This window comes from Bordetella tumbae (genome assembly GCF_054780995.1).
Genome location: NZ_BAAGVG010000018.1, coordinates 75989 through 96921 on the forward strand (window position 1 = coordinate 75989; position 20933 = coordinate 96921).

Sequence of the window (20933 nt, forward strand, 5' to 3'; positions counted from 1 at the left end):
AAGACCGTGGTGGACCACGGTCTTTGCGGGACGGGAAACGCGTTATCGGGTGTGGATAACTTGTTTCCCGCGGAATTGACCTGCGGAGAGTGCGCGAGCGCGCCCTTAGCCGGTCGTCTTGCTTGCGGCTTTTTTGGCTGCCGTTTTCTTGGCCGCGGCCTTTTTGGGGGCGGCTTTTTTCGCTGCGGTCTTCGTTGCGGTTTTGGTCGCCGTCTTGCCGGCAGTTTTACCCGCCGCCTTGGCCGGCGCGCGGCCGGGTTTGGCGGCGCGGGGCTCGAACTCAAAGCCGGTTTTGCCATCGGGTTGGCGCACCAGGAACGCCTTGAACTTGCGGTTCGTGCGGCTGGAGACAAATCCCTCGAGCAAATCAGTGCGGCCGTCGGTCAGCAGCTTGTGCATTTGATCCCGTGAGATCTCTTGCTGCAAGATGATTTTGCCCGAACGGAAATCGCAAGTCTTGTCGGGACCGACCGATTTCTCGCACACATAGCTCAGGCCATGTTCGAACACGCGCGAGTTGCATTTGGGGCAGTTGCCCACCGGCGTATGGCCCGAAAAGTCGACGGCCTCGTTGTCTTCTTCGTCCTTTTGGCCGAAGTCGAATTCGAGTTTGTATTCGTCGCTGATACGCAGGATGGCGGCAAAAGGCCGGCCCATTTTGCTGATGAAGCCTTGCAAGGGGCCGATCTCGCGTTTGGCGAGCAGCTCTTCGACTTCGGGCAGCTCAAAGGTGCGGCCGCCAGGATGCTTGCCGATAGAGAACTCACACTGGGTGCAAGCGTAACGGCGGTAGTTTTCCTTGACGACGCCGCCGCATTTCGGGCACGGGGTTTTCAGGGTGGCATAGTCGCCAGGCACCGTATCGCGCTCGTATTCTTTGGCACGCTTGACGATGACCTGGGTCATCTGCGCGATCTCGCGCATAAAGGCCTCGCGGCCCAATCCGCCCTGCTCGATCTGCTTGAGCTTGTGTTCCCATTCGCCGGTGAGTTCGGGCGAGGTCAATTCCGTGACGTCCAGTCCGGACAGCAGCGTCATCAATTGGCGGGCTTTGGCGGTGGGCACCAGGTCGCGGCCCTCGCGGCGCAGGTAACTCTCGCTCAACAGGCCTTCGATGATGCCTGCCCGGGTGGCCGGCGTGCCCAGGCCGCGCTCGGACATGGCCTCGCGCAGCTCTTCGTCGTCCACCAGTTTGCCGGCGCCTTCCATGGCGGACAGCAGTGTGGCTTCGTTGTAGCGGGCCGGCGGTTTGGTCGATAGACCGATTGCCTCGACGTCTTCGGTACGGACGGTTTCGTTGTCGGCAACGGGAACCAGGTTGGCGTCTTCGCCCTGGGCTTCTTTGCCATAAACGGCCAGCCAGCCCGGCGCGACCAGGACTTTGCCCTCGGTCTTGAAGCGATGGCCCTGGACTTCGGTGATACGGGTGGTGACGCGGTACTCGGCCGCGGGGAAAAACACGGCCAGGAAACGTTTGAGCACCAGGTCGTACAGCTTGCCTTCGGCCTCGCTGAGATCATGCGGGATCTGCAGCGTGGGGATGATGGCAAAGTGATCCGACACCTTTTTATTGTCGAAAATTCGGCGGTTGGGCTTGATCCAGTTTTGCGTGACCACGGTGCCGGCGTGGCGCGACAGCTGTCCCACCGCGTTGGAACCGCCCTTGGCCAGAGCTTGCATGGTGTCGCGTACGGTGCCTAGGTAGTCTTCGGGCAGATAGCGCGAATCGGTACGCGGGTAGGTCAAGGCTTTGTGGCGTTCGTACAGCGTCTGCGCCAGCGCCAGGGTGGTTTTGGCCGAGAAGCCGAAACGGCCGTTGGCCTCACGCTGCAACGACGTCAGGTCGTACAGGGCCGGCGACATCTGGGTCGAGGGTTTGGATTCCTCGGTGACGGTGCCTGGCTGCTCGCGGCAAGCCGCTACGACGCTCTGGGCGGCGGCCTGTGACCAGAGGCGCGATTCGCGTTTTTCGGGGTCGCGTTCGTCTTTCTTGAAGTCCGGATCGATCCAGCGGCCCTGATAGAGCCCCGCAGCGGCGACAAAGGTGGCGTGGACTTCCCAGTAGTCGCGCGGCACGAAGCTGCGGATGCGTTCCTCGCGCTCGGCGACGATGGCCAGCGTGGGGGTCTGCACACGGCCCACGGGGGTTTTGAAGAAGCCGCCGTCCTTGCTGTTGAAGGCCGTCATGGCGCGGGTGCCATTGATGCCCACCAGCCAGTCGGCCTCGGCGCGCGAGCGCGCGGCGGCCTCCAGCGGCTTGAGCTGGGTGTCGTCGCGCAGGTTCGAAAAGGCCTCGCGAATGGCGGCCTGGGTCATAGACTGCAGCCAGAGCCGTTTAATGGGCTTTTTGACCCCGGCGTACTGGATGATGTAGCGAAAGATCAGTTCGCCCTCACGCCCGGCGTCACAGGCGTTGATGAGGCTGTCCACGTCCTTTCGCTTGGCCAGCTTGACCAGTAGTTTGAGGCGTTCGGCCGATTTCTTGTCGGCAGGGCCGAGTTCGAATTCAGGCGGAATGACGGGCAGGTGCGTGAAGCTCCATTTTCCCTTGACGGGATCATTGGGCGCGACCAAGCCCAGCAAATGTCCGATACTGGAGGCCAGTACGTAACGTTCGCTTTCAAAATAATCACCCTCGCGCGCGAAGCCTCCGAGGGCGCGGGAAATATCAAGGGCGACCGAGGGTTTCTCGGCAATAATCAGCGTTTTGCTCATGGGTATCCATTGGCGGTAGACCCGCCGGTGTAGCGCGGATAATACGAGGGGAGATTCGCCGCATGCAAGTCAAGCCGGAAATTAAGGTGGGATCGGAATTGCACGCTTGGCGTCAATTTTTGTCTCGCGGCACCCTGTGGCTGGGCATTTGGCTGCTCGGGAGTGCGGTAATTTGCGGGGTGGCGGCCAATTGGGAGGCGCTCTCGAAAACCCAGCGTTTTGCGGGGGCGCAGGTCTTGTTGGCCGTCTGCGTGGTGGCGGCCGCCTGGCTGGGGTGGCGGCTGCGTGCGGCTGACGGCGCCCGCCGATATGGGCCCGATGCCCTGCTGGCGCTCGCGGGGTTGCTGCTGGGTGCGCTTTTGGCCTTGCTGGGGCAGACATATCAGACGGGGGCCGATACCTGGGAGCTTTTCGCCTGGTGGGGAGTATTGCTGCTGCCCTGGGCGCTGGTGGCCATGAGTCAGGCGGTTTGGCTGCTGTGGCTGGTGGTCGTCAATGTTGCCATGGTGCTCTACGTGCAAGAGGGCAGTATGTTTCTGTGGATCCTGGTGCCTGCCCAGCAGATGTTGGCCGTGGCGGTCGTGAATCTGCTGTTCCTGGCCGGCTGGGAGGCCGCCAGCTGGCGCTGGCGCGCCAGTACGGTACTGGGACCCAGGGTGCTCGTAGCATGGGCTGTCGGCCTGCTCGGGATCGCGATGTTTTTTGATTACGCTCCTCTGTACGGACTCGGGTCCAGTGCGGGGTTGCTCTGGATCCTGACAACGCTGGGACTCGGCTACTACTATCAACATGTGCGCCGCGACCTGGTTATTTTGGCTCTGCTGGCAGCGGGCGTTATCGGGATGTCGCTACGGGTCGTCGGCGAGTTGCTGGTGGAGATCGCCAATGACTCCTGGGCTGCATTGCCCCTGGCAGCCTTGCTGATAGGCGAGGCCGTGATTGCGGCCGGCTGGTTGCGCCGTCTGGCGGCACGGCCGGCACCAGTGTGGCCGCCGGCGAGAGCCGCGGTTAACGATGCTGCGTCACCGGGTCAGGCGGCGACAGCGGCAAGTCATCTGCAAAAAAGCGAATCGGCGGAGGACGCCGCGCAGAGGGCCGGGACACCAGGGGCTGACGACGCCGGTCATGATGCCGGTGCGGCAGCGAGTGATGCTCGCGCGGCAAGTATCAAGGTCGAGCGAGACGTCGGCATTCAGCATCAGGCGAATCCTCCCTGGTATGTGCAAGGGTTGTTGGCCTTGAGCGCATGGCTGGCGACGCTGTTGCTGCTCTTGTTTTTGCTGGCGTCTGAGCTGATTGTCTCGGGAACGGGGGCGAAGATTACCGGGGTGGTGTTGTGCGCGCTGGCTGTGGGCGGATTGCGTGTTCCGGCGGGACTGTTCTGGCGGCAGTGTCTGACGGCGTTGGGATTTGCGGGCCAGTTGTTGGTGCTGTTCGGCCTGCTCTATCCCGATTCGTCTTCCTATTTTGAGTCCGGCACGTGGTTCTATGTTCTTGTGCTGGGGGCCGTGGTGTATGCCTTGGGCGCCGAGACGCTGTTGCGTTTCTTGAGCGCGGGCATGATGGCCACCGCGCTGGCGGGATTGATCGTGCAGTATCTCGTGCCCGGGTTTTTGCAGTCTGACCGGATGTGGGATTGGCTGGACTACGAGGCCATCGGCGCGACGAGGGTGTGGCTGCCTGTGGCAGTGGCCGGTGCCTGGACGGCGGCGATTGCGTTTTACCTGAGTTACGCCCCCGCGTTGGGGCTGTTTCGCGTGCAGCCGGGCACGATGCCGGGATCGCTTGGTAGCACGGTCGAAGCTTCCGTTCATGACGCCGTGCCCGACAGGGATATCGTGTCTTTCGAGGCACCGGTGCACGCCAGGTTCGAGGCCTTGAAGCCGTTGGCTTGGGCTTTCGCATTGGCAGTGCAGACCATGGTGTGGCTGGCGGGCGGCGTGTCATTGATGCGATTGCCCGCCTTGTGGCGCGCAGACGCGTTTGTGGCGCTGATCATGGTTCTGGGCGTACTGCTGCCGGTGGCGTGCGCGTGGGCGGTGCTGTGGCCGCGCCGTCGTGCGTTGACCTCGGGTGTGGTGTGGGGTGTGCCGCTGGGGCTGTTGGCGTTGGCGTTATTTTGGCTGCCCAGCCCTGGTGTGGCGTTCGCATTGGCCTGGATGTTGCTGGGTTTCGGGTTGCGTGAACCGCGCTTGACGATGGTGGGCGGCCTCAGCTTGCTGGTGTATCTGTTGGTGTACTACTACCAATTGGAAATTCCGCTGCTGGATAAGGCATTCTGGCTGGGCGGCGCCGCATTACTGTTGTTTGTCCTGCGTGCGTTGGTGTATCTGGTGCCTCGCTGGATGAAGACGATTGAATTGCCTGCGGCGACGCGGCCTGCTCCTGTGACATCGGCGTTGCGCTGGCGTACGGCGGTGGTGTTGGGTGGGCTGATCCTGGTGCTGGCCGTGGTCAACCACACGATTTGGCAACGAGAGAACTTGCTCACTCAGGGGCGAGTGGTCGTTCTTCAGTTGGCGCCGGTCGATCCGCGTTCGTTGATGCAGGGCGACTACATGGCGTTGAATTTTGCGGTGGGTGATCAGCTGAGGCCCAGTTTCGATTCCGAGGAGGCCGCCCAGCAGCCCACCGATGGTTATGTGGTGTTAGTGCCGGATGGCGATGGCGTGGCGCGATGGGTACGGACGCAAGCCGATGCACAACCTGTGACGGGCGACGAAATTGCATTGCGCTATCGCATCCGCGATCGCGACGTGCGGATTGTCACGAACGCGTATTTCTTTCCGGAAGGCCAGGCCGATCGCTATGCGCGGGCGCGTTACGGCGAAATACGGGTGGGAGACGACGGGACAGGGTTGTTGGTGCGTATGCTGGGCGAAGATCGTCAGCCGTTGTAGGGAAAGCGCTGGGCCCATTGCGGGATCGCTTGGGCGAGGAGCATTTCCGGTGTGCTTGCGGCGATGGGGGCGAAGCCCAGCGCCTGCCAAGCCTGCGTCAGCATCGCCAAAGGCTGTGCCGTATCCAGCGGCGCGGCGCCATTCTGTTTGGACAATTTCAGGCCGCTGTCGGGATCGGTGATCAACGGCACATGCATGACGCGCGGGGGTTCGGCGCCCAACAGCCGAGCCAGGATGCGTTGGCGGGCGGTGGAACTGAGCAGGTCCGCGCCGCGCACGATATCGGTGACGCCTTGCTCTGCATCGTCCACCACGACGGCCAGTTGATACGCCCACAGGCCATCCGCACGGCGCAGGACGAAATCGCCCACTGCCTGTGCGACATTCTGCTGCTGAGGGCCCAGCCAGCGGTCGACAAAGGTCTCGATGCCTTCGGGGACACGTAACCGCCAGGCACGCGCCTGACGGCCTGGTGGCAGGCCATGACGGCAGGTTCCGGGATAGGGGCGTTCGCCGTCTAGTGCCGGCAAGGTTCCGCGCAATGCGGAGTCCGCAATTTCCCGGCGCGTGCAGCCGCAACCATAGACCAGTCCTCGCGCTGTCAGCGCGTCAAAGGCCTGTTGATAAGTGCTGTTGCGCTGAGATTGCCACAGGATATCCCCATCCCAATGCAGGCCCATGGCGCGCAGTTGGCTCATGATGGTCTGTGCGGCGCCGGGGACGGTGCGAGGCGTGTCGACGTCTTCGATACGCAGCAGCCAGCGCCCGGCCTGGGCGCGTGCGTCCAGCCAGCTGGCCAAGGCGGCGACTAGCGAGCCCAGGTGCAGGGGCCCGCTGGGGCTGGGGGCAAAGCGGCCGACGTAGTGCACGGCTCAGTGGAGCCGGCGTGCACCGTCGTCGTCGAGCAGCTCTTCCAGGACAAGGTTGTCGATGTCGGCTTCCTGGCTCCAGAGCACCATCAGGGCGATGATTTTGATCTTGGCCAGAGGTACCGGGGTTTCGGGGGCCGCCAATGCACGGTCGATGACGATTTCTCGCAAGGGGGCGGGCAGAACGCCGGCCGATTCGAGAAAGGCGATGAAGCCGATGGACTCGGACCCCAGTTGCCGGTATTCGGAATCAGCGTAGATGCGCGTGCCGGTGCTGGGCACCTGGGCCAGATCAACGCAGCGTTCGGTGGTTTCGGCCAGACCGTATAGCCAACCCAGGGCGTCGTCTATGTCGTCGTGCTCGAAGCCGGCCGCGGCAAGGCGTTTGGCCAGGATGTCAGCCGCGGGACAGGCTTGCGGCGTGTAGTAGTTTTCGAACAAATAAACGAGGATATCGAACATATGGCGCAAAGTAGTGCCTGTTTGCCCAGTCGGCCCGCATATCGGCAAACCAGCAAACGTGAATTTAAATGTACGCTGAATTGTCATTGGGGGCAACTTGGGGGGCTGCTGGCCATGGTGGGTGCGCGGAGGCGTTTCTTTATTGCCACGGTATGTCGCCAAGGCGGGGATTGGGTATTGCTCCCGGTGGAGTTCTTTAGGCGCCGGGGTCCGTTGTGTAAAGGCCGCACCGGCCCTATCACGCGGGCTCGGCCCCATGACCAGGGGGCCTCGGTCCCTGCGGGACTTCCCCGCGCTCAACGGGCCGGTGCGGCCTTTACACAACGGACCCCGGCTCGCAACGGTTGCTTGCCATGGTTGATTGGGCCAGGGGTGACTGTTCGTGCCGGGATCTTGCGTTGCGATTGATGAGAGTGGCGAGGGATGGTGGCCGAGGTTACGTGGCGGGGAGTGCCTTATCTGTTTTTTCGGCCTTCAACTGCGCCAGTTGGCGAATGAATACCGGGATGCAGACGGCCAAACCGACGAGGCCACTGGTGAAGCCCGGAATAATGGTCAGCAGTGCACCGATGGTGCATAGCCAACGTTCCCACGATTTCATGCTGACCAGCATGTAGCGCGAAAAGGCAGCGGACAGCAATACCAGGCCGATCATGCAGCCGATCAGCGTTTCCAGGAAGGCAAACCACGTGAAGCCTTGCACCGAGATCAGCAGCGACGGGGAAAAGACGAATACAAAGGGCACGATCAGTTTGGTAATGCCCAGCCTGAAGGCGGTGACGCTTGTTCGCAACGGATCACTGCCCGCCATGCCCGCCGCGGCATAGGCGGCGAGCGCGACGGGCGGAGTGATGTCTGCCAGGATGCCGAAATAGAACACGAAGAAGTGCGCGGCAATCGGTTGGACACCCAGTTGCACCAGGATGGGCGCGGCGATGGCAACCATGATGAGGTAGTTGGCGGTGGTGGGTACACCGCAGCCCATCAGCACGCACACAATGCCGGTCATGACGAGGGCGGCCATCAAGGTCAGGGTTTGTGCCGACGCCAGGAATTCCGGAATGACGGTATGCAGCCCGCCCGAGATGAACTGGGCTGCCGAGATCACGATGTACGACACCTTGAAGCCCACGCCCGTCAGGGTGACGACGCCGATGACCAGGCCTACTGTGCCGGCGGCCGCACCGACGGCCAACGCGTATTTGGCGCCGGTTTCGAAGGAGTCGTACAGGTCCCGCCATTTCAGGCGTTGGAGCGGGTTGAGCAGGCCTACCAGGATGCAGCCTGTGATGCCGGCGAACGCGGCCAGATAAGGGGTGCGGCCGCTGGCCAGTACCGAGATCAGGGCGATGAGTGGCAGCAGGGTTGGCCACCGGCGTTTGAACGAGTCGCGCAGATTGGGCATTTCGTCTTCGCGCAGGCCGCGCAGCCCCTCGCGCTTGGCCTCGAAGTGCACCTGCATGAACATGCCGAAGAAATACAAAAAGGCCGGGCAGATACCGGCCATGATGATCTGTTGATAAGGGATGTCCAGGAATTCGATCATCAGGAAAGCCGCGGCCCCCATGATGGGCGGCGTGATCTGGCCGCCGGTGCTGGATGCGGCTTCGACGCCTGCGGCGAAGTGGCGCGGGTAGCCGATACGGATCATGGCCGGGATGGTTAGCGATCCCACCGTGACGGCATTGGCGACAGACGAGCCCGACAGCATGCCGAACATGGCCGAGCCAAAGACGGAAACTTTGGCTGGGCCTCCGGCATAACGGCCGGCGATGGTCGAGGCGACATCCAGGAATAATTGTCCCAGGCCGATACGGCTGGCCAGCACACCGAACAGCACAAAGTGAAAAACGTAGGTGGCGACCACGCCTACGGCGACGCCATAAATGCCCTGGCTGGTCAGGTACATGTGGTTGACGATCTGCGGCCAGGTATTGCCGGCGTGCTTGAGCAGGCCGGGAAACCAGGGCCCGAATGCGGCGTAGGCGAGAAAGACCAGTGCAATGATGGGCAGGGGCCAACCCATGGCGCGGCGCGTGCCTTCCAGCAGGCCGATGATCAAGACCGAACCCATGAATACGTCCATGGGCAGTGGATTGCCGACGCGGAACGCCAGGTCCTCGAAGATGTACGGGATATACAGCACACTGAAGGCCAGCACGATGGCGATGATCCAGTCGTACAACGGCACGCCGCCCGGCGATAGCAGCGTCGAACGGGGCTCGCGCTGATAATGCGATTTGCTGAAACCGAACACCAGGAAAATCAGGCTCAGTACAAAGGCCAGGTGCACGCCTCGGTGCGTGGCCTCGCGCAGCAGGCCAAAGCCCGCCGTGTAATAGTGAAATATCGATAGCGATACGAGCAGGACCGACACGATCGCGGTGGCGGTTTTGGCCAGTGGCCGGAAGCGGATTTCGGAGTCGAATTTTTCCGCGAGTTGCTGGGTTTTATCGTGATCGATTTCCATCGCCAGGCCTATCAAAAGAAACGCAGCGCGCCGGGGTGCGTCCCGGCGCGCTGAGGGGGGTACTGCAAGCGATACGGCTTACTTCAGCAGGCCGGCTTCTTTGTAGAACTTCTCGGCGCCCGGATGGAACGGGATGCCGGCGCCTTTGACGGCGTTTTCCTTGGTGATCAGCTTGCCTTTGGCGTGACCGTTGTCGAGCACTTTACGGGTTTCCGCGCTGTAGAGAGCTTTGGTGATGTCGTAGATGGTCTCGTCGGACAGTTTGGCGGACGTCACCATTTGCGCATTGACGGAGATGGTCTTGATCTCGCCCACACCCTGGTACATGCCGGCGGCGATGGTGTCGGGCGTGAAGAACTCTTGTTCGCTGCGCAGTTTGTCGATCTCGGGGCCGACCAGAGGGACGAGTTCGATGCCTGCGCCGCTGGAAGCCAGTTCGGCAATCGCACCGGCGGGGGCGCCGCCCACAAAGAAGAACGCGTCCAGGCCGCCGTCGCGGATCTTGTCGCCGGCTTGGTTCGGTTTCAGGTACTCGGCTTTGATGTCCTTGTCGGTCATCCCGTAGGCGCCGAGAATCAGGCGAACGTCTACCAGGGTGCCGGAGCCGGGCTCGTCCATCGAGACACGCTTGCCGCGCAGATCGGCGACGGACTTGATGCCCGAACCCTTGTGTGCGACCAGGTGGATGCTTTCGGGATAGAGGGTAGCGATCAAGCGTAGATTTTCAGCCTTGGGTTTGCCGTCGAACGTGCCTGTGCCGGTGTAGGCCCAGTAGGCGACGTCAGATTGCGTGAAGCCGGCTTCGAGCGAGCCGCCCAGGATGCCGTTGATGTTGGCAACCGAACCGTTCGAGGCAACCGCCGTCGCGATGAGCTTGCCGGGTTGCGAAATCGCGTTGGCGATCATGCCGCCTACAGGATAGTAGGTTCCCGCGGTGCCGCCGGTACCGATGCGGAAAAATTGCTGTGCGTGCACAGTCCCGACACTGCCGGCGACGGCCAGCGCGAGGGTCAGGGTCTTGATCCAGTTTTTCAACGACATGAAGCTTCTCCAGGTGCGGGTGTTTTCGATCCCCACGCGATTTTGTCACGGGGGTGATTCCAGGAGGCATAGGGTTTGCCTGGGGGATACACTATGTGCTTCTCGAGTACGCCAGATTCGATGGCGTGCATGTTCGTTCGAAAAGGAAACGCGCATCCATGGCCGCCATCCCTGCCGCCCCGATTTTGACGTTGCCGCCTGCCGCAGTGCCAGGCGATTTGCTCGCGCATGTCGACACTCCCAGCCTGGTGCTGGATCTGGATGCGTTCGAATCGAATCTGCGTGCGATGCAGGCCTGGGCGGATCGTCATGGCGTGAACCTGCGGCCGCACGGCAAGGCCCACAAATGCCCGGAAGTCGCGCGGCGTCAGATCGCATTGGGTGCGCGCGGGATCTGCTGCCAAAAGGTCAGCGAAGCGCTGCCGTTTGTCGAGGCAGGGATTGACGACATCCACATCAGTAACGAGGTCGTGGGTCCGGCCAAGCTGGCCCTGTTGGCGCAATTGGCCCGCGTGGCGCGTGTCAGCGTATGCGTCGATGATGCAGGGAATCTGGCCGATATCTCGGCCGCCATGGTGCAGGCCCAGGTACAGGTCGAAGTGCTGGTCGAGGTCGATGTGGGCCAGGGGCGCTGCGGCGTGTCGGATGCCGCCTTGGTGCTGGCCCTGGCACAACAGGCTCAAACCCTGCCTGGCGTGAGTTTTGGCGGTCTGCAGGCCTATCACGGCTCGGTGCAGCACGTGCGCGGCCATGGCGAGCGCGCCGCCGTGGCGGCTCGGGCCGCACAGGCTGCCGCAGACTATGCCAAGCATCTGCGCGCAGCCGGCATCGCCTGTGATCGCATTACGGGTGCAGGGACCGGCAGCGCCGAGTTTGATGCCGCATCGGGCGTCTACACCGAGTTGCAAGCCGGTTCGTACGCGTTCATGGACGGCGACTATGGTGCGAACGATTGGTCCGATGCGTTGGCTTTTCGCAACAGTTTGTTTTTGCTGACCACGGTGATGAGTGCGCCCGCCGCCGACCGTGTGATCGTGGATGCGGGCCTGAAATCGACGACCGTGGAGTGTGGTTTGCCCCGGATCGCGGAATCGGTTGGGTTGCAATACACGGCCGCCAATGATGAGCACGGCGTGTTAAAGACGTCTCAGGCCGTCTCGACCCCGGAGCGTCCTGACGCCAAATCAGCCTCGGGTGAGGCGTATTCCCAGGGCGCAGACGTGCGTCTGGGCGATAAGCTGCGTTTGATCCCGTCTCATGTGGACCCGACATTCAATCTGCATGACCAGCTCGTGACCTACCGCAACGGCGTGGTCGAGGGCGTGTGGGAAATCGCTGCCCGAGGGTTGAGCCGATAACTTACAGGCGGGAGGCACCGGCCCGTCTGTGTCGATTGCCGGGCGCGTACTGCGCCAGCGGCAACAATACGGTGCTAAATTCTTTAGTTCTTCCTTTTTCTTTAGTTTTCCCATTCCGTAGGAACCGCCATGGAATTCAGCCAGTTCAACGTCAACGCCCTCATGGAGATCACCTCCCGCCCGGACCTCGTGTTCGTGCGCGGTCAGGGCTCGTGGCTGGAGGACCATACCGGGAAGCGATATCTGGACTTTATTCAGGGCTGGGCCGTCAATACGCTGGGCCACTGCGATCCGGCAATGAAAAAAGCGCTGCTGGAGCAATCCGACAAGCTGATGAACCCCTCGCCGGCGTTCTACAACCAGCCGTCCATTGATCTGGCGCTGCGCCTGACCGGCGCATCGTGTTTCGATCGCGTGTTCTTTGCCAACAGCGGCGCAGAGGCCAACGAAGGCGCCATCAAACTGGCGCGCAAGTGGGGCCGCGTGAATCGCAATGGCGCGTACAAGATCATTACGATGAACCATGGGTTCCATGGCCGTACGCTGGCGACGATGTCGGCTTCGGGCAAGCCCGGTTGGGACACGATGTTTGCGCCGCAGGTCGAGGGTTTCCCCAAGGCCGAACTCAACGATCTGGACTCAGTACGTGCGCTGATCGATGACAAGACCGTGGCCATCATGCTCGAGCCGGTACAAGGCGAGGCAGGTGTCAACCCGGCGACGCGCGAATTCATGCAAGGCCTGCGCAAGCTGGCCGACGAGCACAAGCTGCTGTTGATCGTCGACGAAGTCCAAACCGGCATGGGCCGTACGGGCTCGATGTTTGCGTATCAGCAATTCGACGTGGTGCCGGACATCATGACGCTGGCCAAAGGCATTGGCGGCGGCGTGCCGTTGGCCGCATTGCTGGCGCGCCAAGACGTTTGCGTGTTCTCGCACGGCGACCAAGGCGGTACTTACAACGGCAATCCTCTGATGGCTGCCGTGGGTGTCGCGGTGTTCGATACCTTGGTATCGCCGGGCTTCATGGAGTCGGTACAGGCGCGTGCCAAGCAGTTGTCCGAAGGCCTGTTGGCGTTGTCGGCCAAATGGGGCATGGGCGGCGAGCGTGGCATGGGTCTGCTGCGCGCCTTGGTGCTGGATCGCGATGATGGGCCTGCGATTGTCGAAGCCGCTCGCGTCCTGGAGCCGCAAGGCATGTTGTTGAACGCACCGCGCGCTAATTTGCTGCGCTTCATGCCGGCGTTGAACGTCAGCGAGCAGGACGTCGCGCAAATGCTGACTCTGCTGGATCAGGTGATTGCGTCCGTACGCAAGAACTGATCAGAGCTATCGCTATGATGCAAAAGGGGCGCGGTTGCGCCCCTTTTGCATTGATGCTCATGAATCGGTAGGTATTCAGCACGGCATTGGTTTTATAGCACCGCATCGGACGGGTCCAATTAGCCGCTTTCACCGTTCGTCGACTTCAACGCAGCGGCTTGATCACGTAAAACGAATTTCTGGACTTTACCGGTCGCGGTTTTGGGCAGCTCGCAAAAGACCACCGTGCGTGGCACTTTGAATCGTGCGAGATGTTCGCGGCAATAACGCAGTACATCGTCTTCCGTGCACGTTGCCCCCGCTTTTAGCGTGACAAAGGCGCATGGCGTTTCTCCCCATGTCGCATCCGGCTTTGCTACTACCGCCGCTTCCAATATGTCGGGATGCCGGTACAGCACGCTTTCGACTTCTACGGTGGAAATGTTTTCTCCGCCCGAGATGATGATGTCTTTGGCGCGATCCTTGATCTCGATATAACCGTCGGGGTGCATGACACCCAGGTCGCCGGAGTGAAACCATCCGCCCGCAAAGGCCTGTGCGGTGGCATCGGGATTGCGTAGGTAGCCTTTCATGAGCGTATTGCCACGCAGCACGATTTCCCCCATGGTCTTGCCGTCGGCCGGTACGGGGCGTAGTTCGTCGTCGACGACTTGTACGTGCTCGACGTTGAGTTTGCGCACGCCGATGCGTGCCTTGAGCGCGGCGCGTTCGGCCAGGGGCAGTTCATCCCATTCATCATGCCAGGCACAACTGATGGACGGCCCGTAGGTTTCCGTCAGTCCATACAAATGCGTGACCCCGATACCGAGTTGTTCCATCGATTCGATCACGGCGGCCGGCGGTGCGGCGCCGCCGGTCAAGACTTGTACAGGATGCGTGGCGCGATACTGGACTTGCTTGGGCGCATTGATCAGCATGCTGAGTACCACGGGAGCCGCGCAAAAGAAGCCGACATGATGACGCCGGATGGCCTCGAAAATCGCAGCAGGTTCGACGCGGCGCAAGCAGACGCTGGTACCCGCCAGCGCCGCGAGCGTCCACGGAAAGCACCATCCATTGCAGTGGAACATGGGCAATGTCCACAGGTAGACGGCATGAGGCGGCATGCCGCAGGCCAGTACGTTGCCCGTGGCATTGAGATAGGCGCCGCGATGGTGATAGACCACGCCTTTGGGGTTGCCGGTGGTGCCGGACGTATAGTTCAGGCAGATGCTTTGCCATTCGTCGGCAGGCCATTCCCAAGCATGATCCGAGGGCTGCGCCGACAGCCAGGATTCGTACTCCGCGTCGCCCAATGTGCCGTGATCACCGTGGTATTCGCGGTCTTCGATGCGGACGGTGCGCGGTGGGGTGGAGAGCCTGGAGAGCACATCGCTCACGAGTTCTGCATATTCACTGTCGTACAGGAACACGGTGGCGCGGCCGTGTTCCAGGATGAACGCCAAGGTGGCGGCATCCAGCCGGGTATTCAAGGCGTTGAGCACCGCACCGGCCATCGGCACGCCAAAATGAGCCTCGTACAGCGCGGGCGTGTTCGGCGCCAGAATGGCAACCACGTCACCGCGGCGAACGTCCCAGGCCTGCAATGCTGCCGCCATCTGCTGGCAACGTTCGCGTGTGGTTTGCCAGTCCTGGCGGTAGTCGCCATGCAGCAGCGCTGGTCTCTGTGGATAAACGTCCGCAGCCCATTGCAGAAAACCTAGCGGTGTCAGCGCAACATGATTGGCGGCATTGGGTGGCAAAGCATCATTCGGATCAGTCATCGTGGTCTCTTTTGATGCAGCGCCGACATTCAATGGTGTGTCTCCTGCCATGTCAGCGCAACTCGGGTTTCTAGGACGAAAAACCTGCACGCCCTATTTATACCTCGTGAGGCCCACGTAGTAACGGTAACCATGCATCGGGAACCTCCAATTCGAAACGTAATACCGCGCTGGCGAGCGCTTTACCGTAGTTGTCGATCGCGAGGCTGCGCGACACGCCGCCGCCCAATGCGCCCTCCAGTACAAAGTTCAATACGCCCAAGCCATCGACGTCATAGCGGGTGATGGCGCCGCGCACCGCTGTGTCGTTATAGATCGTGCGCATTGCGTCGACCGTCAGGGTTTGTTTTATCAGTGGATAAAACACAGGCTCATAGGCGATGACGGCGATGTTCGAGGTGTTGCCCTTGTCGCCCGAACGGGTGTGGGCGATACGTCGCAAGTTGACTTTCATGTTGTCTCCTTAGACGAATTCAATCGTGCAATGAACCGAGTCGCGTGGCACCAGTGTGGACCACAGGCCGATGACCTCGCGTACACGGTCTTGATGCGGCACGCGCTTGCCTGTCGATGCCAGACCGCACACCGCCATGCCGTCGACCTCGCGGCCGATTTTTTCTGCTTGCGCGCGAGACGCGCAACGCGCGGCGATACGCACGGCGATTTCCGCCGGAACATGATCTTGAGAGGGCGGCGCGGAGGCCGTGCCATGCACTGCGTTCAAGCCGATGAAATCAATGCGCAGATCATCGGCTTGCAGATTGGCCATACGCAACCGCTCGCGCAAGATCGTATCGGCCAACCGGGCTTTCTCCAGGCATCCGGGGCCCGCAAAAAAGAACATGTCCTCGCCGATATAACCCTCGGTGCATCCCACCGAAACCTTGAGGGTCGGGGTGCGGGGGCGTCCCGAAATTCCGCTGAGCGTGACGCGGTTTTCACCCGTTTGCTCCAGTCGTGCGGTCGTGAAGTCCACCACCACATCAGGGGTGATATAGCGCGCAGGGTCGTGGACCTCGTAGAACATTTGCTCTTTCACGGTACGCAGATCGATGCAGCCGCCCGTGCCGCTGACCTTGCCGATCTCGGCAGTGCCGTCCGCGTCGACATCTGCATAAGGAAACGCGAGATTCCAGGGCTCGGGCACATCTTTGTAGCCGGGGTCGCCAAAATAGCCACCGGTGACTTGGGCGCCGCATTCGAGCAAATGGCCGATGCCGCTGCCCTGCCCCAGTTTGTCCCAGTCATCATGACGCCAACCGTAGTGATGCATCATGGGTGCGAGAAATAGCGAAGGATCGGCAACACGGCCGGTGATGACGATATCGGCGCCCTGGTCCAACGCTTGCACGATGGCCTCGGCCCCCGCATAGGGTTCGGCCGAGATCAAGGTATCGCGCAGCGATGCGATCGGCGCGCCGCTTTCCATGATGGACAGGCCGCTGGCGGCGATGGTGCTGCTGAGGTCCGTGGCCGTGATGGCGGCAACCTTGGCGTTTTTCCAGCCGGCTTCCGCACACAACTCTGCGACGCGCCGGGCCGCGGCTTGGGGATGAATCCAGCCCTGGTTGGAGATGATGCGTGTACCGTTGGCCATGCAATGCGGCAGTACCGCACGCATGCGATCGTCCAGCCAGGTGTCGTAGCCGGGAAAGCCCGGATCGCGGCGTTTGCGGACCTGCGCGGCGGAGACCGTGGCTTCGGCCATGGTTTCAAAGCACAGAAAATCCAACTCGCCGCGTTCGGCATTCCAGCGCGCGGGATCGATGCGATCGCCCCACCAGCCAGCGCCGGAGCCGATACGCAATTTGTTCGAGTTGCGGGACATTGATCTCTCCTGATGAGTATGGCTATATGAGCGTTGTGGTGCGTGCCGCCATCATTGCGGTTTGATTCCCGCGTTGCGGATGACTTGCTGCCACTTGTCGGTATCGGCGCGGATGATGTCGCCGAACACCTGTGGCGTGCTGGCAACCGGGATGGCGCCCAGGGCCTCGATCTGGCGGCGTACGGCGGGCTCGGCCACCGCGTTGGCGACGGCCGAATAGATACGGCTCACGATGGCGTCGGGTGTCCCGGCAGGGGCGAGTAAGCCAAACCATGCGTTGACCTCATAGCCCGGGAGCCCGGCTTCGGCAACCGTGGGCACATTGGGCAATAGCGGCACGCGTTCGGGAGTCGTCACTGCCAAGGCCCTTACCGTACCGGCCTGGATCTGCCCCATGGCCGACGGTAAGTTGTCTATCATCATCTGCACTTGGCCGCCGAGCAGGTCAGTCATCGCCGGGGCGGATCCCTTGTACGGCACATGACGAATATCGACCTTGGCCATGCTGTTGAACAGCTCCCCGGATAGATGAGGCGAGCCTCCCAGGCTTGTGGACGCAAAGTTCAATGCGCCTGGCGTACGTCGTGCGCGCTCGAGCAATTCCGCGACGGTGGAGATGCCCAGCTTGGGACTGACCAACAAGACGTTCGGAGAGTTGGCAACCAATGTGACCGGCGCAAAGTCCCGCGCCGAGTCGTAAGGCATCTGCGCATAAATGAATTGATTGGTGACCTGCGTGCCTAGCGTGCCCATCACCAACGTGTAGCCATCGGGCTGTGCACGTGCGACGGCCGCAGCACCAATGCCGCCGCCAGCGCCGGGGCGGTTTTCGACGACCATGTTTTGGCCCAGACGATTGCCGGCTTCGCGGGCGACGAGGCGCGCCAGAAGATCGGTCGTGCCGCCGGGAGGAAACGGCACGATCAAGGTGATGGGGCGTGTCGGCCAATCCGATGTTGCCTGGGCATGAACTGCCGGTGCAAAAGGTGTTGCCAGTATCAACACCATGGATAAGAGCAAACCGCGCATGGGTGTCTCCTGATAGTTGTGGTGCTTCAGGTTTCAGAGGAGTTTGACAGCTCGACTAATGCATCCAGTGCGATCGCGCCTTGACCTTGCGCACGCACCAGGACAGGGTTGATGTCGATCGAGGCAATTTTTCCGTTGGCAGCCAACGCACACTGACCGAGCCGCACGGCCTGTTCGGCGAGCGCCTCCATATCGGCGGGCGGATCGCCGCGCACACCTGTCAGCAGCGTGCCGATGCGCAGGCCCTGCAGTTTGCGGATGACGTCTTCGGTGTTGAACGGCGGCAGCAGCAGTGCGACGTCCTGCATGGCTTCGACATATTTGCCGCCACTGCCGATCATGATCACGGGGCCAAAGACCGGATCATGCCGCATGCCCAGCGCGCATTCGTGCAGGCCGCCCTGCATGCGCGCAACGATCCATGTGGCGTCGTGGACGTTCAAGTCTTTTAGCGTTTGCGCTTGCCGATGCAGTGCCTCGCGCAGATCGTGTTCGCTGTTCAGGCGCAGCGCGACGAGGCCGTGTTCGGATTTATGGGGCAACTGCGCCGAGCAGGCTTTCAATGCGACTGGCGCATTGATCGTGCGCCAGGCCGCCACGGCGGTGTCTGCATCGGTGCAACAACGGTAGTCGGCCACGGTCAAGCCGTAGTCCGACAACAGTGCGAGGCTTTGCGATTCGGAAAGAAAGCGTGATGGCGATGACAATTCGTCGAACGAACTCGGTGTGCCCTGTTCGGCGTCATGGCGTGGCGCAGTGTCGCGCGCCTGCCATTGATGCAGGCGATACAAGCTCGCCATCGCATTGGCCGCCTGTTGTTCATCGGCGTAGACCGCGACACCGCGCGCACGAAACGTGGCGGCTACGTTCTCTTGCCAGGCGACAACGGCGACGGGTTTGCCAGAGGCTGCGGCAAACTCGGCCGTGTCTGCCGCAAACGTCTCGACGTCATAGCCACGCCCCGCGACCGGAATATCGATCAGGAACATATCGGCGGCCGGGTCGTCAGCGATAACGGGCAGGACTTGGCCGAACAGACCATTGTTCGATAGCAGCGCCGCCGTGATGTCGATCGGGTTGGTCGTGGTTGCATAACCCGGCAGGCGATCGGTCAATGCCTGCTGAGTACGATCGGCCAGCGGCGTAATCTGCAGGCCATGCTCAACAGCGGCATCCGATGCCAGCACGCAGCTCGCACCGGAATTGCTGACGACGACGACTCGCGGGCCCCGAGGTAATGGGCCGCGCAATGACAGCTCTGCCCAGCGCACCAGTTCATGTGGATCGCGCGCACGCAAGATCCCGTGATGTTCGAAGTACGCATCCACCACGCGGTCCTCACTCGCCATGGCGCCCGTGTGCGACGCTGCCGCGCGTGCTCCGGCCTCGGAACGGCCGGATTTGACGGCAATCAATGGGACGCCACGTTCACGTGCGAGTGCGGCTGCCCGCGCCAGAACGTCTGCGTCCTGCAGGGACTCGAGATACAGCAACACCATGCGTACCTGCGGGTCGCGCAACACGGCGCAGGCCAGTTCCGATACGGTGACATCGGCCTCATTGCCGGTGGCATGCATGTGGCGTACACCAATACCGCGTTGTCGCAACAACCCATATATCATCGCGCTCATGCCGCCGCTTTGACTGATGACGGCGACGGGCCCATCGGCCGGTTCGACCTCCAGGAACATGGTCGAAAAGCAAGCGATTGCGCCATTGCCAAAATTCGCGAGACCTTGCGAGTTAGGACCCACGATGCGCATGCCCGCCGCGCGTGCGCGCGCAGTCATGGCATCCTGCAAGGCTTTTCCTGCGCTGCCCGTTTCAGAAAATCCCGCCGAGATCACGATGGCTGTGGATACACCAAGCTCTGCGCATTTATCCACAGCTTGCACGGCTTGTTCACCGGCGACTGCCACGATGGCCAGATCGGGCGTCGCGGGCAGTGCATCCAGACTGGGCCAGGCGCGTTCGCCTTGCACCTCGGCGCGTTGCGGATTGATGGGATATATCGTGCCCGCATAGCCGTGCCGGCGCATATAAAAAATGGGCCGTCCGCCGATTTTGTCGGGATTATCCGAGGCGCCCACGATGGCAACGGATGCCGGCTCGAGCAAGGTGTTCAGGTCGTCATGGCGAGAATTAAAGCCCATGGAGGTTCCTATGCTGTGATGGTATTCAGTTGACAGTGGCGCCCGACGTCTTGACGACGTCCGCCCATTTCTTGATTTCGTTGTCGACGAACCGTTGATAATCCGCGGGGCTCATCCACTGCGCGTCGAACCCTTGCTGGGAAAATTGCTGCTGTAGCGCCTTGTCTGCCAGGACCTTTTGCAACGTGGCGCTGAGCTTTTGTACGACCGCATCGGGAGTTCCTGCGGGAGCCATGAGGCCGTTCCACGCGGTCGCCTCATAACCGGGCAAACCGGATTCCGCGACGGTAGGGATTTCTGGTGCTGCAGGCGACCGCGCCGCGCTGGTCACTGCGAATGCTTGCAGCTTGCCGTCCCGCACATAGGGCATCGATGACAGCATGGTGTTGAACATGACATCGGTTTGACCACCCATCACATCCGTCATGGCGGGCGCGCTGCCCCGGTACGGGACATGCACCATGCGCGTTCCCGCCATGGCGTTGAACAGCTCCGCTGCCAGGTGCGTCGATTGCCCGTTTCCAGACGAGGCAAAGGTCAGCTTGCCCGGCGTGGATTTCGCCAGCGCGATCAGTTCACGCACGTTGTGCGCGGGCAGATCGGGGCGCGCCACGATGACCAGCGGACCTTGTGTCAGCAGTGACAGGGGAACGAAGCTCTTGCTGGTGTCATAGCTCAGGGTTTTGAACAGCGACATGTTGATGGCATGAGCCGTCGTGGCCAACAGCAGCGTATAGCCATCGGGAGCGCTCCTGGCGACGAGCTCCGCACCGATGTTGCCGCCCGCGCCTGAGCGGTTGTCGATGATGACGGTTTGCTTGAGTTCGTCGCCCAGGCCTTTCGCCACGGACCGCGCCACGATATCGGTGGGCCCTCCTGGTGGATAGGGCACCACCAAGGTAATCGGTTTAGCTGGCCAGTCGGTCGAGGCAGCATGGACAGAGATCGTCGCGGTGAATAGCGTCAACGCGGCGAATGCGCCACGCCATAGCGTTTTGATAGGCATGAGTGTCTCCTCCGTC

The 20933-nt window shown here is 61.7% G+C and carries 14 protein-coding genes; 3 read left to right on the forward strand and 11 right to left on the reverse strand.

The features are described from left to right. Positions 1–105 precede the first annotated feature (105 nt). Positions 106–2715 carry a DNA topoisomerase III gene (locus tag ACYVI2_RS15195; protein ID WP_415821835.1) on the reverse strand — a complete coding sequence of 870 codons (2610 nt, stop codon included), beginning with the start codon at positions 2713–2715 and terminating at the stop codon, positions 106–108. Positions 2716–2777: 62 nt separating this feature from the next. Between ACYVI2_RS15195 and ACYVI2_RS15200 the strand changes: the two genes are divergently transcribed. Next, positions 2778–5615 (forward strand): GDYXXLXY domain-containing protein, encoded by a 2838-nt coding sequence (locus ACYVI2_RS15200; protein WP_415821834.1) that lies wholly within the window; start codon positions 2778–2780, stop codon positions 5613–5615. Here ACYVI2_RS15200 and gluQRS read toward each other — a convergent pair. The 4 genes from gluQRS to ACYVI2_RS15220 all read right to left on the reverse strand — a co-directional run bounded on the left by gluQRS (position 5603) and on the right by ACYVI2_RS15220 (position 10457). Then, entirely contained in the window at positions 5603–6484 is an 882-nt protein-coding gene (gene gluQRS / locus ACYVI2_RS15205; protein ID WP_415821833.1) for a tRNA glutamyl-Q(34) synthetase GluQRS, read from the reverse strand. The two genes, ACYVI2_RS15200 and gluQRS, sit on opposite strands and share 13 nt — an antisense overlap. Before the next feature lie 3 nt (positions 6485–6487). Beyond that, complete coding sequence (locus tag ACYVI2_RS15210; RefSeq protein WP_094824010.1) at positions 6488–6946, reverse strand: Smg family protein; 459 nt, start codon at positions 6944–6946, stop codon at positions 6488–6490. Between the two features lie 436 nt (positions 6947–7382). Beyond that, entirely contained in the window at positions 7383–9416 is a 2034-nt protein-coding gene (locus tag ACYVI2_RS15215; RefSeq protein WP_415821832.1) for a TRAP transporter permease, read from the reverse strand. Positions 9417–9494: 78 nt separating this feature from the next. Then, a complete protein-coding gene (locus ACYVI2_RS15220) occupies positions 9495–10457 on the reverse strand; it encodes a TAXI family TRAP transporter solute-binding subunit (RefSeq protein ID WP_415821831.1) in 963 nt (320 codons plus the stop codon). Positions 10458–10615: 158 nt separating this feature from the next. On the opposite strand from ACYVI2_RS15220, the gene ACYVI2_RS15225 reads away from it, so the two are divergent. After that, positions 10616–11815: a DSD1 family PLP-dependent enzyme gene (locus ACYVI2_RS15225; RefSeq protein ID WP_415821830.1), complete on the forward strand. Its 1200-nt coding sequence runs from the start codon at positions 10616–10618 to the stop codon at positions 11813–11815. Between the two features lie 129 nt (positions 11816–11944). After that, positions 11945–13138 (forward strand): acetylornithine transaminase, encoded by a 1194-nt coding sequence (locus tag ACYVI2_RS15230; protein WP_415821829.1) that lies wholly within the window; start codon positions 11945–11947, stop codon positions 13136–13138. A gap of 119 nt (positions 13139–13257) precedes the next feature. Here the strand turns inward: ACYVI2_RS15230 and ACYVI2_RS15235 are convergent, their stop codons facing one another. The 6 genes from ACYVI2_RS15235 to ACYVI2_RS15260 form a co-directional block, all read right to left on the reverse strand. Continuing rightward, a complete protein-coding gene (locus tag ACYVI2_RS15235) occupies positions 13258–14901 on the reverse strand; it encodes an acyl-CoA synthetase (protein WP_415821828.1) in 1644 nt (547 codons plus the stop codon). A 97-nt stretch (positions 14902–14998) separates the two neighbouring features. After that, positions 14999–15355: an AtuA-related protein gene (locus tag ACYVI2_RS15240; RefSeq protein ID WP_415821827.1), complete on the reverse strand. Its 357-nt coding sequence runs from the start codon at positions 15353–15355 to the stop codon at positions 14999–15001. 9 nt (positions 15356–15364) lie between these two features. Beyond that, a complete protein-coding gene (locus tag ACYVI2_RS15245; RefSeq protein ID WP_415821826.1) occupies positions 15365–16729 on the reverse strand; it encodes an acyclic terpene utilization AtuA family protein in 1365 nt (454 codons plus the stop codon). 51 nt (positions 16730–16780) lie between these two features. Further along, complete coding sequence (locus ACYVI2_RS15250; RefSeq protein WP_415821825.1) at positions 16781–17758, reverse strand: Bug family tripartite tricarboxylate transporter substrate binding protein; 978 nt, start codon at positions 17756–17758, stop codon at positions 16781–16783. A gap of 26 nt (positions 17759–17784) precedes the next feature. After that, positions 17785–19911: an acetate--CoA ligase family protein gene (locus tag ACYVI2_RS15255; protein WP_415821824.1), complete on the reverse strand. Its 2127-nt coding sequence runs from the start codon at positions 19909–19911 to the stop codon at positions 17785–17787. 25 nt (positions 19912–19936) lie between these two features. After that, positions 19937–20917: a tripartite tricarboxylate transporter substrate binding protein gene (locus ACYVI2_RS15260; protein ID WP_415821823.1), complete on the reverse strand. Its 981-nt coding sequence runs from the start codon at positions 20915–20917 to the stop codon at positions 19937–19939. Positions 20918–20933 lie beyond the last annotated feature (16 nt).

What these genes read in the sequence shown, in the direction of transcription:
- ACYVI2_RS15195 (WP_415821835.1), bottom strand. Translation starts at nt 2,715, where the DNA reads ATGAGCAAAACGCTGATTATTGCCGAGAAACCCTCGGTCGCCCTTGAT.
- ACYVI2_RS15200 (WP_415821834.1), top strand. Translation starts at nt 2,778, where the DNA reads ATGCAAGTCAAGCCGGAAATTAAGGTGGGATCGGAATTGCACGCTTGG.
- ACYVI2_RS15210 (WP_094824010.1), bottom strand. Translation starts at nt 6,946, where the DNA reads ATGTTCGATATCCTCGTTTATTTGTTCGAAAACTACTACACGCCGCAA.
- ACYVI2_RS15215 (WP_415821832.1), bottom strand. Translation starts at nt 9,416, where the DNA reads ATGGAAATCGATCACGATAAAACCCAGCAACTCGCGGAAAAATTCGAC.
- ACYVI2_RS15220 (WP_415821831.1), bottom strand. Translation starts at nt 10,457, where the DNA reads ATGTCGTTGAAAAACTGGATCAAGACCCTGACCCTCGCGCTGGCCGTC.
- ACYVI2_RS15225 (WP_415821830.1), top strand. Translation starts at nt 10,616, where the DNA reads ATGGCCGCCATCCCTGCCGCCCCGATTTTGACGTTGCCGCCTGCCGCA.
- ACYVI2_RS15230 (WP_415821829.1), top strand. Translation starts at nt 11,945, where the DNA reads ATGGAATTCAGCCAGTTCAACGTCAACGCCCTCATGGAGATCACCTCC.
- ACYVI2_RS15235 (WP_415821828.1), bottom strand. Translation starts at nt 14,901, where the DNA reads ATGACTGATCCGAATGATGCTTTGCCACCCAATGCCGCCAATCATGTT.
- ACYVI2_RS15240 (WP_415821827.1), bottom strand. Translation starts at nt 15,355, where the DNA reads ATGAAAGTCAACTTGCGACGTATCGCCCACACCCGTTCGGGCGACAAG.
- ACYVI2_RS15245 (WP_415821826.1), bottom strand. Translation starts at nt 16,729, where the DNA reads ATGTCCCGCAACTCGAACAAATTGCGTATCGGCTCCGGCGCTGGCTGG.
- ACYVI2_RS15250 (WP_415821825.1), bottom strand. Translation starts at nt 17,758, where the DNA reads ATGCGCGGTTTGCTCTTATCCATGGTGTTGATACTGGCAACACCTTTT.
- ACYVI2_RS15255 (WP_415821824.1), bottom strand. Translation starts at nt 19,911, where the DNA reads ATGGGCTTTAATTCTCGCCATGACGACCTGAACACCTTGCTCGAGCCG.
- ACYVI2_RS15260 (WP_415821823.1), bottom strand. Translation starts at nt 20,917, where the DNA reads ATGCCTATCAAAACGCTATGGCGTGGCGCATTCGCCGCGTTGACGCTA.